Genomic DNA, 17,362 nt, shown 5'->3' with positions numbered 1-17,362 from the left:
CCCAAAAAGTACTGTCAATAGCTGGGTGAAGTATATGAGGCTCGATGTTGATATTCTTCTGACGGGCTACTTTTTTTATGGATTCTACAGAGTGATTAACCCACTGAGATACAATCGGATTTTCCACCATTGTATCTGTCGTAATCACATAAAGCTTTTTCACCCGTTTTTCTTCTGGCAGTGACTCTAAGGCTTTCCAAATTAATTGCAGCACGGCGGTGCTATCTTTTCCACCTGAGTAGCCAACAACCCAGGGGATATCATCAGCACAATAAAGCTCTTGTATCTCAGAAGTTAAGCTGTTTACTTTTTCTAAAAGTACCTCAATTGAATTTTTAGAATCTTCTACATTGAGGTTCAATGTGTCTCGTGTATTCATGTTAAAATAGAATCAGTTATCAATGAAAGGTAGCATTCACACTTATGTTCTTTTCTAGATGAATTGATTAACTTGAAATAAACAGACCCAGAAAATAGACAATTCAAATATCTTAGACTGTCTAATGATTCCTGCAATACCAAGCAACTCTACTTTGAACACCTCATCCCTCAACCAGAATAACCCAGATACGCTACTTGTGCAGAAAACCCAGATGGGAAACACCGAAGCCTATCTCGGGTCAGTCAGCCTCGCCTGGGTCGCCGAACGAGTTGGCTTCGCCGCAGAACTCCCCCTGTTCCAACAGCAGCGAGACCCCAAAACCGCCAACATCTCCATCAACGCCGAAACCATTGATACCCTCTACCAACGTCCCCTCAACTGGTCACGACAGGCCCCTCTGACAGAATATCTTGCCGGACGGCGCGATCGCAAATTCCCACCCCTCCTCGCCGTCATCAGTCCCGACTGGGTAGACAACCCCCAAGCCAGCCAATGGGGAGACGACGGACGGGCCAAACAAGCCGCCGCAGACCTAACCCCCCTAGATAATATCCCACAACTTGCCCTCCTCAACCTCTCCCCCTCCATCTCCATCTTCGCCTTAGACGGACAACACCGTCTCATGGGAATCCAAGGATTAATGACCCTGCTGCAAACCGGGACCCTGCAACCCCTAAGCCGCAGCAACAACAAAAGCGGAACCCCCCTCAACCTCGAACGCCTCGCCGCCGCCAACAACACCACCCCAGACGCCATGCAGGCCTTAGCCAATGACACCGTGGGAATTGAACTAATCCCCGCCGTCTTAACCGGAGAAACCCGAGAAGAAGCCAGACAGCGTATCCGGTCCATTTTCGTCCATGTCAACCTCATGGCCGTCAAACTCAGCAAAGGTCAAGTCACCCTATTAGACGAAGATGACGGATTTGCCATTATCAGCCGCCAAATCGCCGTCACCCATCCCCTTCTCCGCAATGACGACAGCCATCCCCCCCGCATCAACTGGGATGGAGTCAGCGTCTCCGCCAAATCCCAAGTCCTCACCACCCTACAGGCCTTGCGAGACATGACCGTTGGCTACTTAAGTCCTCGCTTCCCCCATTGGTTAGCCGAATACCCCGGAACCATTCCCCCACGTCCCACCGCCGACGACTTAGCCGAAGGACTCTCTGAATTAATGCGTCTCTGGGATGGCTTAGGGACGCTTCCGAGTTACAAACGCATGGAAATTGGAGTTGAAACCCTTTATCTGAGACGATTTAGCTTTGAATCTGGTGGAGGCGAGGGAAATCTTCTCTTTCGTCCCGTTGGACAAGTCGCCTTAGCACAAGCCTTGGGAATTGTCATCTTTCAACGTCATCTCTCCGTAGTCGAAGCCTTAAAGCGTCTCCAGAAATTCGACGACGAAGGTGGATTTCAGTTCATGGAACTTCCTCAATCTTTGTGGTACGGCGTCTTGTATGACCCTAATAAACGCCGAATTCGCATCTCAGGCAAAGACCTCGCCAAGAAACTATTAATCTATCTGTTGGGAGGAATGCAAGAAAATCAAGAGGTTGCTGATTTACGGCTAGACTTAGCCAAGGCTCGTACCTTCGAGAATCGCGCCGTCAGTTTTGACGGTAAGTTTGTGACCCCTCGGGAAGTGGGAATGCCGAAGATGATTGAATCGTGAATTCCCAGGGAAAACTCCAGAAATGCCGGCAATTTGCCCAGCTGGGTTTGATGGAGTGCCGAAACTACCCGTAGTCCCATTTCAGAATCCCCTGAACAGCTTTATTTTTTTGTTTCAAGGGTTGACAGTCATCCTGAAACACGGTTATACTAGAAGCATCAAACAACCAAGTCTGAAACTTCTAGTTCCAGGATGCACCGAATTTCTGGGTAGAAGGATGAGGCTTCGCCGGCCCGGTGCGGCCGGCGCAAAGCCAAACATCTAAGCTGCGCACTTTTATTTTTCCCTGAGGGTTGATGTTTTCGTCAAGCCTCAGGGTTAGTCCCAACCCCCTCCATTCCCTCGATCAACGGAGAACTAGAAAACGATCCGTCGCATCCAGCAACGCCGAGCGAATCCCCGGTTCACTAACCGAATGACCCGCATCGGGAATCACAATCAACTCCGACTCAGGAAACGCCTGATGTAACTCCCAAGCCGATCGCAGCGGACAGACCACATCATAACGACCCTGAACAATCACCGTCGGAATCTGACGAATCCGCTGCACATCCTCAAGTAACTGATTCTCCCGCTCAAAAAAGCCCCCATTCACAAAATAGTGACATTCAATCCGGGCAAACGCCTCGGCGAACCCCTCACGGCCAAACTTCGATCGCACATCAGGATCAGGGAATAACTTACTCGTACTTCCCTCCCAAATCGCCCAGGCCCGAGCCGCCTCAAGCCGCAGCTGACGATTCTCACTGGTTAAACGGCGATAATACGCCGCCATCAAATCCCCCCGTTCTTCTTCAGGAATGGGTTTAAGATACTCCTGCCAAGCCTCCGGGAAAATATAACTAGCTCCCTCCTGATAAAACCAGCGTAACTCCAGAGGACGCAACATAAAAATCCCCCGTAAAATCAACCCCGTACAGCGTTCTGGGTGAGTTTCGGCATAGGCCAGAGACAGCGTACTGCCCCAACTTCCCCCAAACACCAACCAACGCTCAATCCCGAGATGAGTCCGTAACCGTTCAATATCTGCCACCAAATCCCAAGTCGTATTCTCCCGTAACTCCGCATGGGGAGTACTGCGGCCACAGCCGCGTTGATCAAACAAAATCAAACGCCACTCCTGGGGATTAAAAAACTGGCGGTACATAGGAATACAACCGCCACCGGGACCCCCATGGAGGAACACCGCCGGTTTCCCCTGAGGATTTCCAGACTCCTCATAATAAAGAGTATGCAGGTCAGACACCTGTAACGTCCCTGTAGTGTAGGGGCGAATGGGGGGATAAAGATTGCGCATAAATCCTAAAGGACGGGTTTAATTGGGAAAACGATAGACTGCAAATAACTGCTGATAGCCTATTTTCCCCCAATTTCGAGCCAATTGCTATGACCTCAACTGAATCTAAACCTTCTTCTGTCGATCGCCCCCAACTCATCCAACAACTCCGCAACAGCCTGCGTCCCGGACAACAAGAAATGGGAGACTGGCAAGGGGGGCTTCTCGCCGTCTCCGCCGTTCCCGGTTCCGGAAAATCCACCGGAATGGCCATCGCCGCCGCCCTCACCATCGCCCGACAACGACTGCATCCGCGTCATCAACTCATCATCGTCACCTTTACCCGCTCCGCCGCCGCCAACATCAAAGCCAAAATTCGCCAAAACCTAGAACTCCTCAAACTTCCCAAATGGGGCTTTTCCGTCCAAACCATCCATGGCTTAGCCTTCAAAATCGCCGGCCGCCACCCGGATCTCGCTCAACTCGATCTCGACCAACAAAGCCTCGTAGAAGCCAACCAAACCCACCGCCTCATCCGGATCTGCGTCGAACAGTGGATTACAAACCATCCCCAAGCCTATCAACAGCTCATTGCTGGCCTGGAATTTGACGGAGAAGACGCCGAACGACTGCGTCGCCAATCCGTACTCAGAACCGACGTTCTGCCCAACCTGGCCCATACCGTCATCCAAGAAGCCAAATCCTCAGGACTCTCCCCCGACGACTTGCATCGCCTCGGCCAACTCCAGGGCGACCCCTATGCCATCCTCAATATCGCCGCCGGCCTCTATCGACTCTATCAAGAACAAATGCGATCGCAGCAACTCATCGACTACGACGACGCCATCATCGCCGCCCTCAAAGTTCTCCAAGACCCCAACATCCGAGACCTCTGGCAACGAGAAACCTTTGCCGTCTTTGAAGACGAAGCCCAAGACTCCTCCCCCCTACAGCAACAACTCCTCGACACCCTCGCGCAAAATCCCGACGGAACCGCCAACCTAATCCGAGTCGGCGACCCCAACCAAGCCATCAACTCCACCTTCACCCCCGCCGATCCCATCTACTTCCGCCGCTTTTGCCGCCATTGCGCCCAACATCACCAACGCACCACCATACAACGGGCCGGACGCAGTAGCCCCATCCTCATCGAAGCCGCCAACTTCACCCTCAACTGGATTAACCAACAGTGGGTCAAACCCGCCTCGGTCCCCTCCTCCCGAGACCGTCAAACCCAACCGCCCTCCCCAGCCATCAAATCTCCGCCCCCCTTCCAAGTGCAGATGATTGAACCCGTCACCGCCGACGACCCCCAACCGAACGCCAACCCCGACCCCATCGCCGGAGGACTCGAACTCCATCGTCCCCAGGATATCAGCGAGAGCGTCGATCGCCTCGGGCAAAAAGTCAGCGACCTCTTCGAGCAATATCCCCAAGCCAGTGCCGCCGTCCTCGTCCGTCAGAAGAAACAAGGCAATTTCGTCGCCAGCGAACTCGACCAATATCACAATCACCTCAACATCTACAACGTCGAAGCCGAAGAACGACTCTCGGGCATTCCCCTAGAGATGTTGAACCTCCTGCAATTCCTCCATCGTCCCCATTCCCGTGAAGCCGTCAAAGCCGCCCTAGAAGTCCTCGTCGACCATCAACTCATCCCCCGCCAAGACCTCGATCGCCTCGCCAGCATCCCCGAACAATTCCTCTATCCCACCATTCTCGAAGCCCCCCAACCCCCAGAGGTTCGCCAAGCCCGTCACCTGTGCCGTTGTCTTCTCCAAGCGCGATTAGAACTGCCCCAAACCCATCTCATCGGCTTTCTGGCCCTCACCCTCAACTACAACGCCAGTGAACTCGCCACCGCCGACAAACTCAACGAACGACTCCTGCAACAAACCAGCGATCGCCTCTCCCTCGAAGAAATCCTCGATAACCTGACCCGACTCGTCAACAGCGAACGCTTCGATCGCGTCGAAACAGACGCCTCCGAATCCAAATACACCCAACCCGGACAACTCACCATCTTGACCATGCACAAAGCCAAAGGCCTAGACTGGGATTGCGTCTTTCTCCCCTTCCTACAAGAAAACAACATCCCCGGAGAACTCTACGTCAAGCCCCAAATGCAGTTTCTCGGCCACTTCACCCTCGACGAAGTCGCCCGAGGACAAATCCGTCAACATCTCTGGAATCGAGACGCCGCAGACAACGAACCAGACAACGAACCCTCACAAAACTGCCAAAGCTACGACGACTACTGGCAACTCGCTGAACAACTTAAAAAAGCCGAAGACTATCGTCTCTTCTATGTCGCCATGACTCGCGCCAAACGATTCCTCTGGCTATCAGCCGCCAAGAATGCTCCATTTACCTGGAATAACCTGCAAAATCCCCAGCCCTTCCCCGCGTCCCCTCCCTTTAACGCGCTTTGGGAAGAGTATTATGGGCAATAGGGAATAGGGAATAGGGAACACCGGAACAGGGAACAGAGTTCGTTCCTAAAGGGCCTGGGCGCGTAACCAAGCCACCGGCAAACAGAGGGCCTTGCGCCAACCTGGAACATAAGCCCGCTGCTCAAACACGTTATAGTGATTGCGCTCAATCTCCGTCAGAATATTGCTGTAGAGAATCGTCGCCGCCCAAACTGGGAGACGAGCATCAGGACTCAGGTCACTAATCCCCTGTTCCGCCTCCAGATAATACTTACGAGCCCGTTGAATTTGGAACTGCATTAGAGCTTGCCAACGCTCATCCGTGACCCCTTCTAATAAATCCCGTTCCGTATAGTCAAACAGAGCCAAATCCTCTAAGGGGAGATAAATCCGCCCCCGTCGGGCATCTTCCCCCACATCCCGCAAGATATTCGTCAACTGATTCGCAATCCCCAGGGCGATCGCCTCCTGAGTCGGATGATAGGGGCCATCAGCCCAGGGCGCCGTTGACGCGGTGCGGTTAATGCCCATCACGGATTCTGACATCAGGCCCACCGTTCCCGCCACTCGGTAACAGTAGAGTTTCAGCTCCTCGAAGGTCTCATAACGACTGCGATAGAGGTCCATCCGCTGGCCCTCTATCATGTCCCGGAACGGCTGAATGTCCAGAGGAAATCGTTGTAGGGTATCCGTCAACGTCAAATCCAACTCATCCTGCGGATTCCCCGCAAAAATCGCTTCTAAACGGGCCTCCCACTGATCGAGGGTTTCTGGGGTCGTTTGCTTCGCGTCGGGGCCATCAACCAGCTCATCAGTTCGGCGACACCAGACATAAATTGCCCAGATGGCGCGGCGTTTGGCTTCGGACATCAACCGCGTTCCCAAATAGAACGTTTTGGAATACTTGGCGGTGATTTGACGGCATTCCTCGTAAGCCTCCTCAAGTGACAGGCGCATGGTGACCTTGGGCGGGGATTTAGGCAGTTGCAGCATTCGTCGCAGGCTCGACAGTCAAAGATTGGGCAGAAGTTTCCAGAGTGGAACCGTGGGTTTGGAGATCGGTATCGATCGCCTGCGCTGTCAGCTTACCAGAAAGCACAGCACCTTCCATACTCCCGAGATACTGTTGCAGGGTGAAATCCCCAGCCAAATAAAAGTTCTCAACAGGAGTCCGTTGCACGGGGCGATGTTGCTGACGACCGGGGGTCGCCTTATACACTGAGCGGGGCGTCTTCACCACATGAGACTTCAACAGGGTCGCCGGAGACTCACCCCCAAAATGTTGAGGGAACAGTTGTTCCAACTCCGCTAAGGTGGCGGCCACAATTTCCTCGTCGGATTTACCAATCCAGTCCTCGGCCGGGGCCAACACCAACTCCAACATGGATTGATCTCGATCGGCATACTCCCGACAGGTATTGCTCATGTCAGCATACACGCTTAACAGGTCCGAACGGGAGAACAACAGATGATCAATGTCGGTGAGTTTGCGATCGAACCACAGATGTAGGTTAATCACCGGAACCCCCTCAAGTCCATCGAGTTGCTTGAAGTAATCCAAGCCTCGCCAGGGGTCCGGAAGTAGTAGCTTCAAGGGGTCAACGGGCATCGCTGAGACATAAATATCCGCGTCTAGCACCTCATCAGCAGCCCCATTTAAGCCCCGAATCAGGAAGTTCTCGACGCTTCCGTCGTCTTTGAGTTGAATCTGTTTTAGGGGCGCATTCAGCCGCACCTGGCCCCCGCGTGCTTCAATATACTCGACTAATGGCTCACATAGCCGTTCTGTGGGAGAACCATCGAGAAATGCCATTTTTGAACCGTTTTTCTCCTGTAAAAAACGATTCAATGCTGTCAAAATAATGGTCGCTGAAATTTCATCGGGATTGATGAAATTCAACGCTTTGGACATGGCAATAAAGACTTCTTTTTCAACCCGTTCAGGGACGTTTTGACGCTTTAACCATTCTGAGAAGGAATACTGGTCCATCTCCTCGACATAGCGCTGTCCTTGCACGATCGCCGGCAGTAAGCCAATCCCAAAGCGAATTTTCTCGCCCCAGGTCAACATATCGTTGTTACGCAGAATGGCCACCAGACCATTCACTGGAGCCGGGAGATCTGGAAAATCGAAGCGTGAGTAAGTTCCCGGAGTTTCCGGTTGATTGAAGATCATCGTGTGTTCTTTCCACTGAAGACGATCTTCAATCTCAAGTTCTTTAAACAGTTGCAACATATTGGGGTAGGCCCCGAAAAAGATATGTAGCCCCGTCTCATACCAATCCCCATCTTCGTCCTTCCAGGCGGCGATTTTGCCCCCGAGGACATCGCGGCGCTCTAAGACGATGGGGGTATGACCCCGATCGACGAGATATTTGGCACAAGATAGTCCTGCTAAACCGGCTCCGGCGATCGCAACTCGCATTAACGTTACTAACCTCTCCGTAACTTAACAATTTGCCCGATTCTCATTATATGTTGCAATCCGTTACAAATCACGGAAAAAGCGACACCGAGAGCAAAAAATCCTGAAAAGGGTTCCACCGAACCCCCTGCGAACTGGATTGAACAGCAAGATTGATCAAAATTTAGGGGTGAGCCGAGTCAGCTATCCGGATTTAGCCAAGTCCCGAGTGAAGCTATACATAAGTAGATCTACGGATCTCGGATCGCCACCTCTCGGACAGAATCTGGTCACTATGGTTACCTCCACCCCCATCACCCGCACCGCTCCTAACTCCCAGAAGCACCTGAATGAAACCTGTCGCCTCTGGGAGCAAGAATGTCTGCGAGCCTGGTTAGAGATGAAACAGGACATCGCCCAAGTTCAGCAAGACTCAATCAAGCTCAACCGAGTCCACCCCGCCCCACAACATCCGCAGTCTCAAAGTTTTAGTCATATCAGATAGGACTAAAACATAAGCTAAAACGACTTACTGGAGAGGGGTTTAGTCTTTTTCGCTGTTGATGAGTAACTGTCAATTTTAAATCGCCAGTCATTGATCATCAACGGGCCATTAGCCGTCGCTGTCGCGGCGTCGTAAAATCACAGCATGGCGAGTCGCTTGGGTTTCAGGAGTCACAAACCCATCAATCGTGACCAACTCAAACCCTGATAATCCCTGCTGTAAATCCTGCTGTTCCTCATCGCGCCATTGGCCGCGATACAGCACCACCCAGCCGCCGGGTTTCAACCAGGGCTGAACATAGCGCAGACAAACCGAGGGAGAGGCGACGGCTCGCAACAGTCCGACATCATAACTCCCGCGATAGGGACGTAACGCCCCCAGCGTCTCAGCGCGGCCCGCGATCGCCTCCGTCTGAGACAATCCCAAATGGGCGATCGCCGCCTGAAGAAAGCGTACCTTCTTCTGAGTCGAATCCACGAGCGTGAACGACCAATCGGGGCGGGCGATCGCCAAAGGAATCCCCGGAAAACCGCCACCAGAGCCAATATCCACCACCCGAGGCTGAGGCGGTAACGAGAACTCACCCCGTAGAAACGGCGCCACCCCCCGCAACGAATCCCAGAGATGTTTCTCCCAAAAATCCAGCGGCTCCAGAATACGGGTGAGATTCACCTGACGATTTCCTTGCACCACCGCCTCATAAAAGCGTTGAAACTGGGCCATAATCTCAGGAGTCACAACCCCCTCTAACCCCCTCTCCCACCCCGAAACGGGCAGAGAGGAGGTTGTATCATCATCAACGAGATTAAACTCAAGCATTAAGACCTAAAACGGGATATCATCCGACAACGGTTCATCAGGCGAGGGGGCCGGAGCCGCTGGATTCATCGGTGGATTCGCCGGTGCATTCATTGGCGTCACCGGAGTTGGCGCAGGAACCGCCGCCGTCGGCGCCGGGGCCATTCCAGACGAACCCGCCGCCGCGCGATCGAGAATATGAATCCGTTGCGCCGTCACCTCCGCCCGTTTCTCCCGGAACCCCTCAGGGCGATCAAACACAACCATTCCCAAACGTCCCTCAATCACCACGCGATCGCCGCAATGGAAATTCTCTTGAACCGCCTCAGCCAGCCTACGCCAGGCCACCACCTTCAGCGTCTCAGGAGGATCACCATCCCGCAGAGGATCAATCTGCACCAGCAACTCCGTAATCGCCGTTTGATTATCACTCGTATATCGCAGTTGCGGATCTTGGACAATCTCCGCCATCAAAATACAGGTATTCATTACACTAAACTCTTCAAAATTGCGGACATCCCGAGAGCGACCCAAGGCAGCGAGGCGAGGAACCGCTAACCCAAGACTGGGGTCGTGGTTGTCCTCAGCCTACTAGCTTACCTCAGTTTGCCGACGGCCAGAAGCAGCTAAATCTCATCAAGGGGTAAGTTTTGTCCCCCCTGTTGCTGTTCAACAAACTTCTGAATGCGACTGCGATAATCCAAGAGAATCTGATCAACCCAATCGCGATCGTCCCCGTTCGCAAAAATATGCACCACAGGCTCACCCGCATCCGGTAACACCAACACCCAGTTATCCGACTGGGGTTCACAAACTTTCACCCCATCCGTTAACTCAATGCGATCGGCCGAATGAGTTTCCACCATATGGCGCATCAGCGCCCCTTTCGCCGTCCAAGGACAACGAATCGTCTGACAGCGGTGATACACACGGGGGAGTTCCGCGCGAATCTGTCCGAGCGATCGCCCTTGCAGGGTTTCCATCTCAATCAACTTCGCGATCGAGAACATCGCATCAAAACCGGGGTGTAACTGCGGGAAAATAAAGCCCATTTCCCCACTTCCCCCCAAGACCACATTGGGATTCGTATGACAGGCCTCCATCAACGCCGTCGGATTCGCCTTAGTGCGAATCACCTGACCATCATGACGACGAGCAATCTGTTCAACCGCACTCGAGGTATGCACCGGAACCACCACCGTTCCCCGAGGATGAGCCGTCAAGATCATATTGACCATAAACGCCGTCAGTTGTTCAGCCCGAATCGGCAGTCCCGACTCATCCACGAGAATAAACTGCTCCCCATTCGCCGACACCTGAGCGCCAAAATTCGCCCGCAAGGCTTCCACCACCTGGCCCAACTGCGTCAACAAAGTCTCCCGTTCTTCATTCGCCAGGGCCATCTGATTGAGACTCGCATTGAGGACCACCGCATCACTACCAAACTTCGCCAACAACATCGGTAGAATCGCCCCCGACACCGCATAAGCGTAGTCAATGACGATTTTACTGTTGCTGTGGCGAATCGCCTCAACATTGAGCAATTTCTCAAAGCCCGTGCTGTACATCTCCAACACCTGACTCGGATAGGTCATATCGCCAATTTCGGCAATTTGCGCCCGTCTGAGATCCTCCTTAAAATAAGCGCCCTCAATTTTCTTCTCTTTCGACTTGGTGATATTAATGCCATTGGCATCAAAAAACTCAATCAGAATCGAATCCGAGCGATCCGGGTGAATGCGAACATGAATCCCACCGGCGATAGTTGGCCGAGAGGTCATCCCATTGCGGGAGGCGCGAGCAAACGATCGCGACAGAGGAATCGCCGTCGCCTGTAAGTTCTGCACATTCACCCCAACGGACATAATGCCCGCAATCAGCGATCGCGATACCATACGCGAAATACTGCGCTGATCTCGCGACACCACCACCTGTTCCCCTTGCTTGAGGCTCGACCCATAGGCGGCCCCCAACTTAACCGCAAATTCCGGGGTGATATCGATATTGGCTAAACCACTGACCCCTCGTTGTCCAAAGAGATTCCGCCGCGCCGTTTGTCCCCAAATCAAGTTCATATTCAAAATTGCCCCCGACTCGACCTTCTTGCTCGGCCAAATGCGCACTCCGGGGCTAATCTGAGCTTCTTCCCCAATAGTGGATAACGGTCCCACCACGGCCCCTTCTAGGATATGCGCCCGGCGATCGACCCGAGTCCCCCGACAAATCGTACAGGCCCTTAAATGCACTTCATCGCCAATAATGGCACCATTCCAAATGATCGGCCGTTTGAGATCCGCATCAGCGCCAATGGTGACGTTATCCCCAATGACAGTTCCCGGTTCGATATTGGTACGAGGACCAATGCGGCAATTTTCGCCAATCAGAACCGGCGCCTTAATCTTGACACTGTCGTCGATGAACGAGTTTTGTCCAACCCAAACCCCGGATTCGCGTTCTTCATAGGGATAGGTCATCTGAACTTTACGGTTCAAAGCATCATACTGAGCCTCACGATAGGCTTCGAGATGGCCCACATCACACCAATAGGCCTCGGCGATGTACCCATAAAGGGGTTCTCCTTTATCTAAAAGCGTCGGAAATAAGTCTTTGGAGAAGTCACATTCTTGGTTTTGAGGCAGATACTGGAGAACTTCGGGTTCTAAGATGTAAGTCCCCGTGTTGACGGTATCGGAGAAAATCTCAGAAGCCGAGGGTTTCTCTAGGAAGCGGACAATCCGCTGCTGTTCATCGGTAATCACCACCCCAAACTCGATGGGGTTGGGGACGTGTTTGAGAACCAGGGTGGCTTTAGAGCCTTTTTCCCGGTGGAAGGCGATCGCCTCTTTGAGATCAAAGTCAGTGATCGCATCACCGCTGATGACCACAAAGGTATCATCGAGCAAGTCTTCAACGTTCTTGACACAGCCAGCGGTTCCCAGGGGTTGTTCTTCTTCAACCGCATAGGTCATCTGAACGCCAAAATCTTTCCCATCCTGGAAATAATCCCGCATCACATCGGGGAGATAATGAACCGTTGCAATAACTTCTGTAATGTCGTGACGGGTGAGAAGATTGAGGATATGCTCGGCGATGGGGCGATTTAGGATTGGCACCATCGGCTTGGGAAGGTCACAAGTCAGGGGACGTAGGCGTGTTCCTGATCCTCCGGCCATTAACACTGCTCGCATAAGCACTCCTTATTATTAAATTACGTTTTTATCCAAATCATACAGTTTCTGGGCAGTCCTGAGGAATGGTCACTCAACGGTCCCCCCTGATTAGCCATACTCTAACTAACCGAGTGGGTGGGATCTGCCTTAAGAACGTCAAACTGAGTGATCAAGTTGGGATATCAAAGTGGGTATTCAGCCGTTTAAAGGGACGATTGATGCGTCCCGCCGGCAATGATTGTGGTTATCGTTGAATTTTAGAGTTCTGTCTGCCTCCTAGACTACCATGAGGCTCAGGTCTCTGGGCAAACCCCGCTCTCGGCGGCGATTGCCCGTTCGTAAAGCTGTCCGGCCCGTTCCCAGGTAAACTGCTCCTGGACATAGGCGCGTCCGTTGCGGGAGAGGTCTTGACGCAGAGATTCGTTGTCAAACAGATGCGCGATCGCCTGCACGTACTCCTCCACGTGATTGGCCCGCAAGGCCCGTCGAGGTTGGCTCTCGTCGTCCACCTGCAAGCCTTCTAACGCCGCATCACTCCCGACAATTGGTGTTCCCGCCGCCATCGCTTCGAGGGTTTTATTTTTAATCCCATAGCCAATCCGCATCGACACCACACAAACCGTCGCCTCATGGAGATAGTCGGACATCGAGGGAACTCGTCCGGTTACAGTGACACCGGAAACCGTGGCGAGTTGTTGCACTTCGGGAACGGGATTCGATCCCACCAGGGTAAGCGTCGTGTCGGGATAGCGCGATCGCACCTGAGGATAAATCTCCTTGACTAAAAAGGTCACTGCGTCGATGTTAGCGATATTGTCCATCGCGCCGACAAAGATGAGGCGATGACCGCCGGGATCATGCGATCGCATGGGAAACAACTCCACATCTACCCCATTGGGAATCACCATAATGCAACTATCGGGATTAAACTGTTTCATCTGAGCGCCATCTTCAGGGGTTGTGACGACGATATGACTAAATTTCTGACAATAGCGATTCTCATAACGGTACAGAAGGGGTAAATTGAGGCGATCGCGCAGGGGACGTTCAGCGGTTTCGGTTTCGAGTTGTTGGCGACAGGTACCAAAAATGGAACTATGGACATTGACGAGTGTTTTGAGGCGATCGCCCCAACGAGGCCGAACAAACGTTTCATTGACGCTATGTTCACAGGTGATCACGTCATAGTTTCCTGACGCCACCGCCTCATCGACCCAAGTTTGCATCTCCCGCGAGTAATAGGACAACACACTCGGCGGCGTTCCCCCCAAAAAAAAGCCACTAAAGCGGCGCACTTTCCGCAACAGACTCTTGTCTACAATCGGTGGACGCTCAAACACGACCAACTCGCTCACATAGCCGCGCAAAGCCTCAATCTCGTCATCCGTCACCCCCTCCTGACGTTGTGTGACCACGGTAACCCGATGATACTGATTTAAATACTTCAATAAATTAAAGGTTCGCACTTGGGTTCCGCCCCGACTTGGCGGATAGGGAAAGGTCGCCGACAAACTCAAAACGTTCATAGTAATGGAAGGGTTAAAGGGTCACCTCTATGGTATCAGGGGGGTCTCAGGGGGGTCTCAGGGGGGCGAAAGGAAAGCGAGACTAGGGACTAGAGAACGGGAATGAGTTAGTGGTGGATGAGTTCGCCCATTTGTACCGTCCATAAGCTGGCATAAATTCCCGATTGTTGCACCAGTTGCTCGTGGGAGCCTTGCTCCACAATTTCGCCGCGATCCATGACATAAATACAGTCTGCATTGCGGATGGTACTGAGTCGGTGTGCGATCGCGATCGTGGTGCGATTCTCGGTAATATGATCAAGGGAGCGCTGAATCGCCGCTTCGGTTTCATTGTCCACCGCTGAAGTGGCTTCATCTAAAATCAAAATGGGAGGATTTTTGAGGATCGCTCGGGCGATCGCCAACCGTTGTCGTTGTCCTCCTGAGAGTTTTTGACCCCGCTCGCCAATGGTGGTTTGATATCCTTGGGGTAACTCGGAAATAAAACGATGGGCTTCAGCGATCGTCGCCGCCGCAACCACATCGTCATCCGTCGCCTCAAAACTCCCATAACGGATATTCTCAGCCACAGTTCCATGAAACAAAAATACCTCTTGACTGACTAAGCCAATAGCGCGGCGTAAGTCGGCTAAGCGGATTTCTTGGATATCTAAACCATCGAGAGTAATGCGCCCCGATTTAATTTCATACAGTCGCAACAATAGCTTGACAATTGTGCTTTTTCCTGATCCAGTTGCGCCCACAACAGCGATGGTTTGTCCCGCCGCAACGGAGAGAGAGAAATTCTCAATGACCGGTTGGCGATCGTGGTAGCCAAAGGTGACTGAGTCGAGAGAAATATCCCCCTTAACTTGTTCAACGGGTAAAGGAGTTGAGCCAGGATGTCGAGTAATGGGAGTATCGAGGAGTTTGAACAGTCGTCGGGTTGAGGCCTGCGATCGCTGATACAAGTCTAAGGTTTCCCCCAAACGAGTGAGAGGCCACAATAACCGTTGAGTGAGAAACACCATCGTACTGTAGGTTCCCACCGCTAGATTTCCCGCTGCGGCGTCTAACCCACCGAGTAACAAAATCGCCGTGAACCCCACTAAAATGATAATCCGAATCAGTGGAACAAACGCCGCACTGAGGGCGATCGCCCGCCGATTCGTGCGAGAATACTCATGACTGAGTTGGTTAATTCGCTCCGCTTCATACTCTTCTGCTGTAAAACTTTTAATCGTCGTAATTCCCGTCAAATTATTGGATAACTGGGAATTAAGATCACTCACCGTTTCACGAACAGCAGAGTAACGCGGTGCAAGACGTTTCTGGAAACTAATAGAACCCCAAAGAATAAAAGGAATGGGTAGCAATGCCAACAGAGCAACATTCGGAGTTAAAATCACAAATGCTCCCCCAATCACAATCACAGTCGTTAGAACTTGTAATACTTCATTCGCACCGCGATCTAAAAACCGCTCTAACTGGTTAATATCATCATTCAGAACCGCCATCAACGCGCCGGTACTGCGTTCTTCAAAAAACGACAGTTCCATCTGTTGTAAATGACGATAGCCATCGAGACGGAAATCATGTTGAATCGTCTGGGCTAAGTTGCGCCACAGCCGCTGATAGGCATATTCAAACAGAGACTCAAACCCCCAAATCACAAAGCTCAACAGGGATAAGACCACCAGTTGCGCCAAAATTGATTCAATGCCCAAACTCGCTAAAAAGGAGTCTTCTTGCTGAACTACAATATCCACCGCCAAGCCAATTAAAGCCGGAGGAGCTAGGTCAAAAATCTTATTGAGTACGGAACAAGTTGCAGCTTTCCAAATATCTTTTTGATAGGAATGAGCATATTGAAGCAGGCGTTGGAATGGATGTTTCTTAGAAACAGGCATCAGTGTAAATCAACAATTAATAATTAACAATTTGCGCTGAATAATTTGAATGATACGGAATCCGGTTAGATCCTAATCAAACCATTGTTCCTCGTCGTTCCCCGTGACTCCTTCCTCGTGACTCCTTCCTCGTGACTCCTTCCTCGTGACTTGGCTGAAGCCAAGTCATGGCTTTGGGGAGGCTCTGCCTCCCGAGGACAGGCGGCAGAGCCGCCCAGAGTGCGTGTCACGGCTTCAGCCATGACACGAGGGGTACGAGGGGTAGAGGGGTAGCCTTCAAAACTCGATTTCGTATTAATCATAAATATACGAGAATGTCAAGCCCAAAACAAACATTTTTAGTCTTAATGATCCACAATCAATTATCCATTACTATAAGGTCAGCGAGGCAGTTCCCATCCCTTGGAACATGACCCAAGATAGAAAGAAGTTCGTAATAAAGATTGCCATCAGGGCTGTCACCACAGCAGTTGTCGTCGATTCTCCGACCCCTTTCGCCCCTCCAGAAGTGGTTAGACCCCAACTACAGCCAATAATAGCTACCAACCCTCCAAAGACCCCTCCTTTAATCGTGGCATTGAGAAGGTCGCTCACCCCCATAAAGTTGCGGGCTGATTCGAGGAATACCGACTGAGCAATGCTATATTGACTCGTCGCAATGAGTAACCCGCCGGCCATGCCGATAATCAGAGAAAATAGGGTCAAAATTGGCACCATGATACAGCAAGCGATGACCCGAGGAATAACGAGATAGTCGATGGGGTCTGTTCGTAAGATATAGAGAGCGTCAATCTGTTCAGTCACTTGCATGGTCCCGATTTCCGCCGCAAACGCTGAACCCACTCGCCCCGCCACAATCACCGCCGTCAACACGGGGGATAACTCCCGGGCCAGGGCCACCGCTAGAACCCCTCCTACCGCCGAACCCGCCCCAAAGTTGAGAAATTCCCGCGCCACCTGAATTGTAAACACCATTCCCACGAACCCAGCGGTGATGGTATTGATGAGTAAGGATTGAGGACCCACGAAAGCCATCTGTTCGATGGTGTTACGCCGGTGGATTTTACCGCTGACTAGCCCCGTGGCGAGATGGATGACCACTTGTCCACCGAGGAGGATGGCGGCGAGTAGACGCTGGCCCCATTTGGCTAGGCTGCTTGGGATGAGTTTCTTATACAAGGGTTCTGCGCCAAAACGATAACAACAACGAACACACTGCAAGGTAACGTTACACGAAATACCAAGTTTCTTTAGGTTTATTTAAGATTTATACAGTTTTGGGATCTCGGCGGCGATCGCGATTAA

Annotated in this window: 12 protein-coding genes and 1 pseudogene; 3 read left to right on the top strand and 10 right to left on the bottom strand. The window is 52.0% G+C overall.

The window, feature by feature from the left end; all coding sequences use genetic code 11:
- Nucleotides 1-379: pseudogene (locus tag R6U67_RS03785) on the bottom strand (DNA phosphorothioation system sulfurtransferase DndC); the annotation flags it as partial.
- A 154-nt stretch (nucleotides 380-533) separates the two neighbouring features.
- On the opposite strand from R6U67_RS03785, the gene R6U67_RS03780 reads away from it, so the two are divergent.
- The gene (locus R6U67_RS03780; protein WP_410251319.1) at nucleotides 534-2,057 is read left to right on the top strand and encodes a DGQHR domain-containing protein; all 1,524 of its coding nucleotides are present in this window, start codon (nucleotides 534-536) and stop codon (nucleotides 2,055-2,057) included.
- 346 nt (nucleotides 2,058-2,403) lie between these two features.
- Here the strand turns inward: R6U67_RS03780 and pip are convergent, their stop codons facing one another.
- Nucleotides 2,404-3,354, bottom strand: coding sequence for a prolyl aminopeptidase (gene pip / locus R6U67_RS03775; protein WP_410251318.1), 951 nt, complete (start codon nucleotides 3,352-3,354; stop codon nucleotides 2,404-2,406).
- An 89-nt stretch (nucleotides 3,355-3,443) separates the two neighbouring features.
- Between pip and R6U67_RS03770 the strand changes: the two genes are divergently transcribed.
- Entirely contained in the window at nucleotides 3,444-5,786 is a 2,343-nt protein-coding gene (locus R6U67_RS03770) for an ATP-dependent helicase (protein WP_410251317.1), read from the top strand.
- 45 nt (nucleotides 5,787-5,831) lie between these two features.
- On the opposite strand, the gene crtB is transcribed toward R6U67_RS03770, so the two are convergent.
- Entirely contained in the window at nucleotides 5,832-6,758 is a 927-nt protein-coding gene (crtB, locus tag R6U67_RS03765; RefSeq protein ID WP_410251316.1) for a 15-cis-phytoene synthase CrtB, read from the bottom strand.
- A complete protein-coding gene (pds, locus tag R6U67_RS03760; protein WP_410251315.1) occupies nucleotides 6,742-8,190 on the bottom strand; it encodes a 15-cis-phytoene desaturase in 1,449 nt (482 codons plus the stop codon). The genes crtB and pds overlap by 17 nt, the downstream gene beginning before the upstream one ends.
- A gap of 274 nt (nucleotides 8,191-8,464) precedes the next feature.
- On the opposite strand from pds, the gene R6U67_RS03755 reads away from it, so the two are divergent.
- Nucleotides 8,465-8,674: a hypothetical protein gene (locus tag R6U67_RS03755; protein WP_410251314.1), complete on the top strand. Its 210-nt coding sequence runs from the start codon at nucleotides 8,465-8,467 to the stop codon at nucleotides 8,672-8,674.
- 108 nt (nucleotides 8,675-8,782) lie between these two features.
- Here R6U67_RS03755 and rsmG read toward each other — a convergent pair whose 3' ends face one another.
- From rsmG to R6U67_RS03725, 6 genes are all read right to left on the bottom strand, one after another.
- The gene (gene rsmG / locus R6U67_RS03750; protein WP_410251313.1) at nucleotides 8,783-9,493 is read right to left on the bottom strand and encodes a 16S rRNA (guanine(527)-N(7))-methyltransferase RsmG; all 711 of its coding nucleotides are present in this window, start codon (nucleotides 9,491-9,493) and stop codon (nucleotides 8,783-8,785) included.
- A 6-nt stretch (nucleotides 9,494-9,499) separates the two neighbouring features.
- Nucleotides 9,500-9,961, bottom strand: coding sequence for a single-stranded DNA-binding protein (locus R6U67_RS03745; RefSeq protein WP_410251312.1), 462 nt, complete (start codon nucleotides 9,959-9,961; stop codon nucleotides 9,500-9,502).
- 137 nt (nucleotides 9,962-10,098) lie between these two features.
- Complete coding sequence (locus tag R6U67_RS03740; RefSeq protein WP_410251311.1) at nucleotides 10,099-12,660, bottom strand: sugar phosphate nucleotidyltransferase; 2,562 nt, start codon at nucleotides 12,658-12,660, stop codon at nucleotides 10,099-10,101.
- A gap of 275 nt (nucleotides 12,661-12,935) precedes the next feature.
- A complete protein-coding gene (locus R6U67_RS03735; RefSeq protein ID WP_410251310.1) occupies nucleotides 12,936-14,168 on the bottom strand; it encodes a glycosyltransferase family 4 protein in 1,233 nt (410 codons plus the stop codon).
- A gap of 107 nt (nucleotides 14,169-14,275) precedes the next feature.
- Nucleotides 14,276-16,057, bottom strand: coding sequence for an ABC transporter ATP-binding protein (locus R6U67_RS03730; RefSeq protein ID WP_410251309.1), 1,782 nt, complete (start codon nucleotides 16,055-16,057; stop codon nucleotides 14,276-14,278).
- A gap of 372 nt (nucleotides 16,058-16,429) precedes the next feature.
- Nucleotides 16,430-17,236 carry an MlaE family lipid ABC transporter permease subunit gene (locus R6U67_RS03725; protein ID WP_410251308.1) on the bottom strand — a complete coding sequence of 269 codons (807 nt, stop codon included), beginning with the start codon at nucleotides 17,234-17,236 and terminating at the stop codon, nucleotides 16,430-16,432.
- Between the last annotated feature and the right edge of the window lie 126 nt (nucleotides 17,237-17,362).

It is taken from the genome of Sodalinema sp. (genome assembly GCF_046483825.1).
In the GTDB taxonomy this organism is placed as follows: domain Bacteria; phylum Cyanobacteriota; class Cyanobacteriia; order Cyanobacteriales; family Geitlerinemataceae; genus Sodalinema.
The sequence above is the reverse complement of the archived record's forward strand: the minus strand, read 5'-3'. Positions and strand labels throughout refer to the sequence as shown.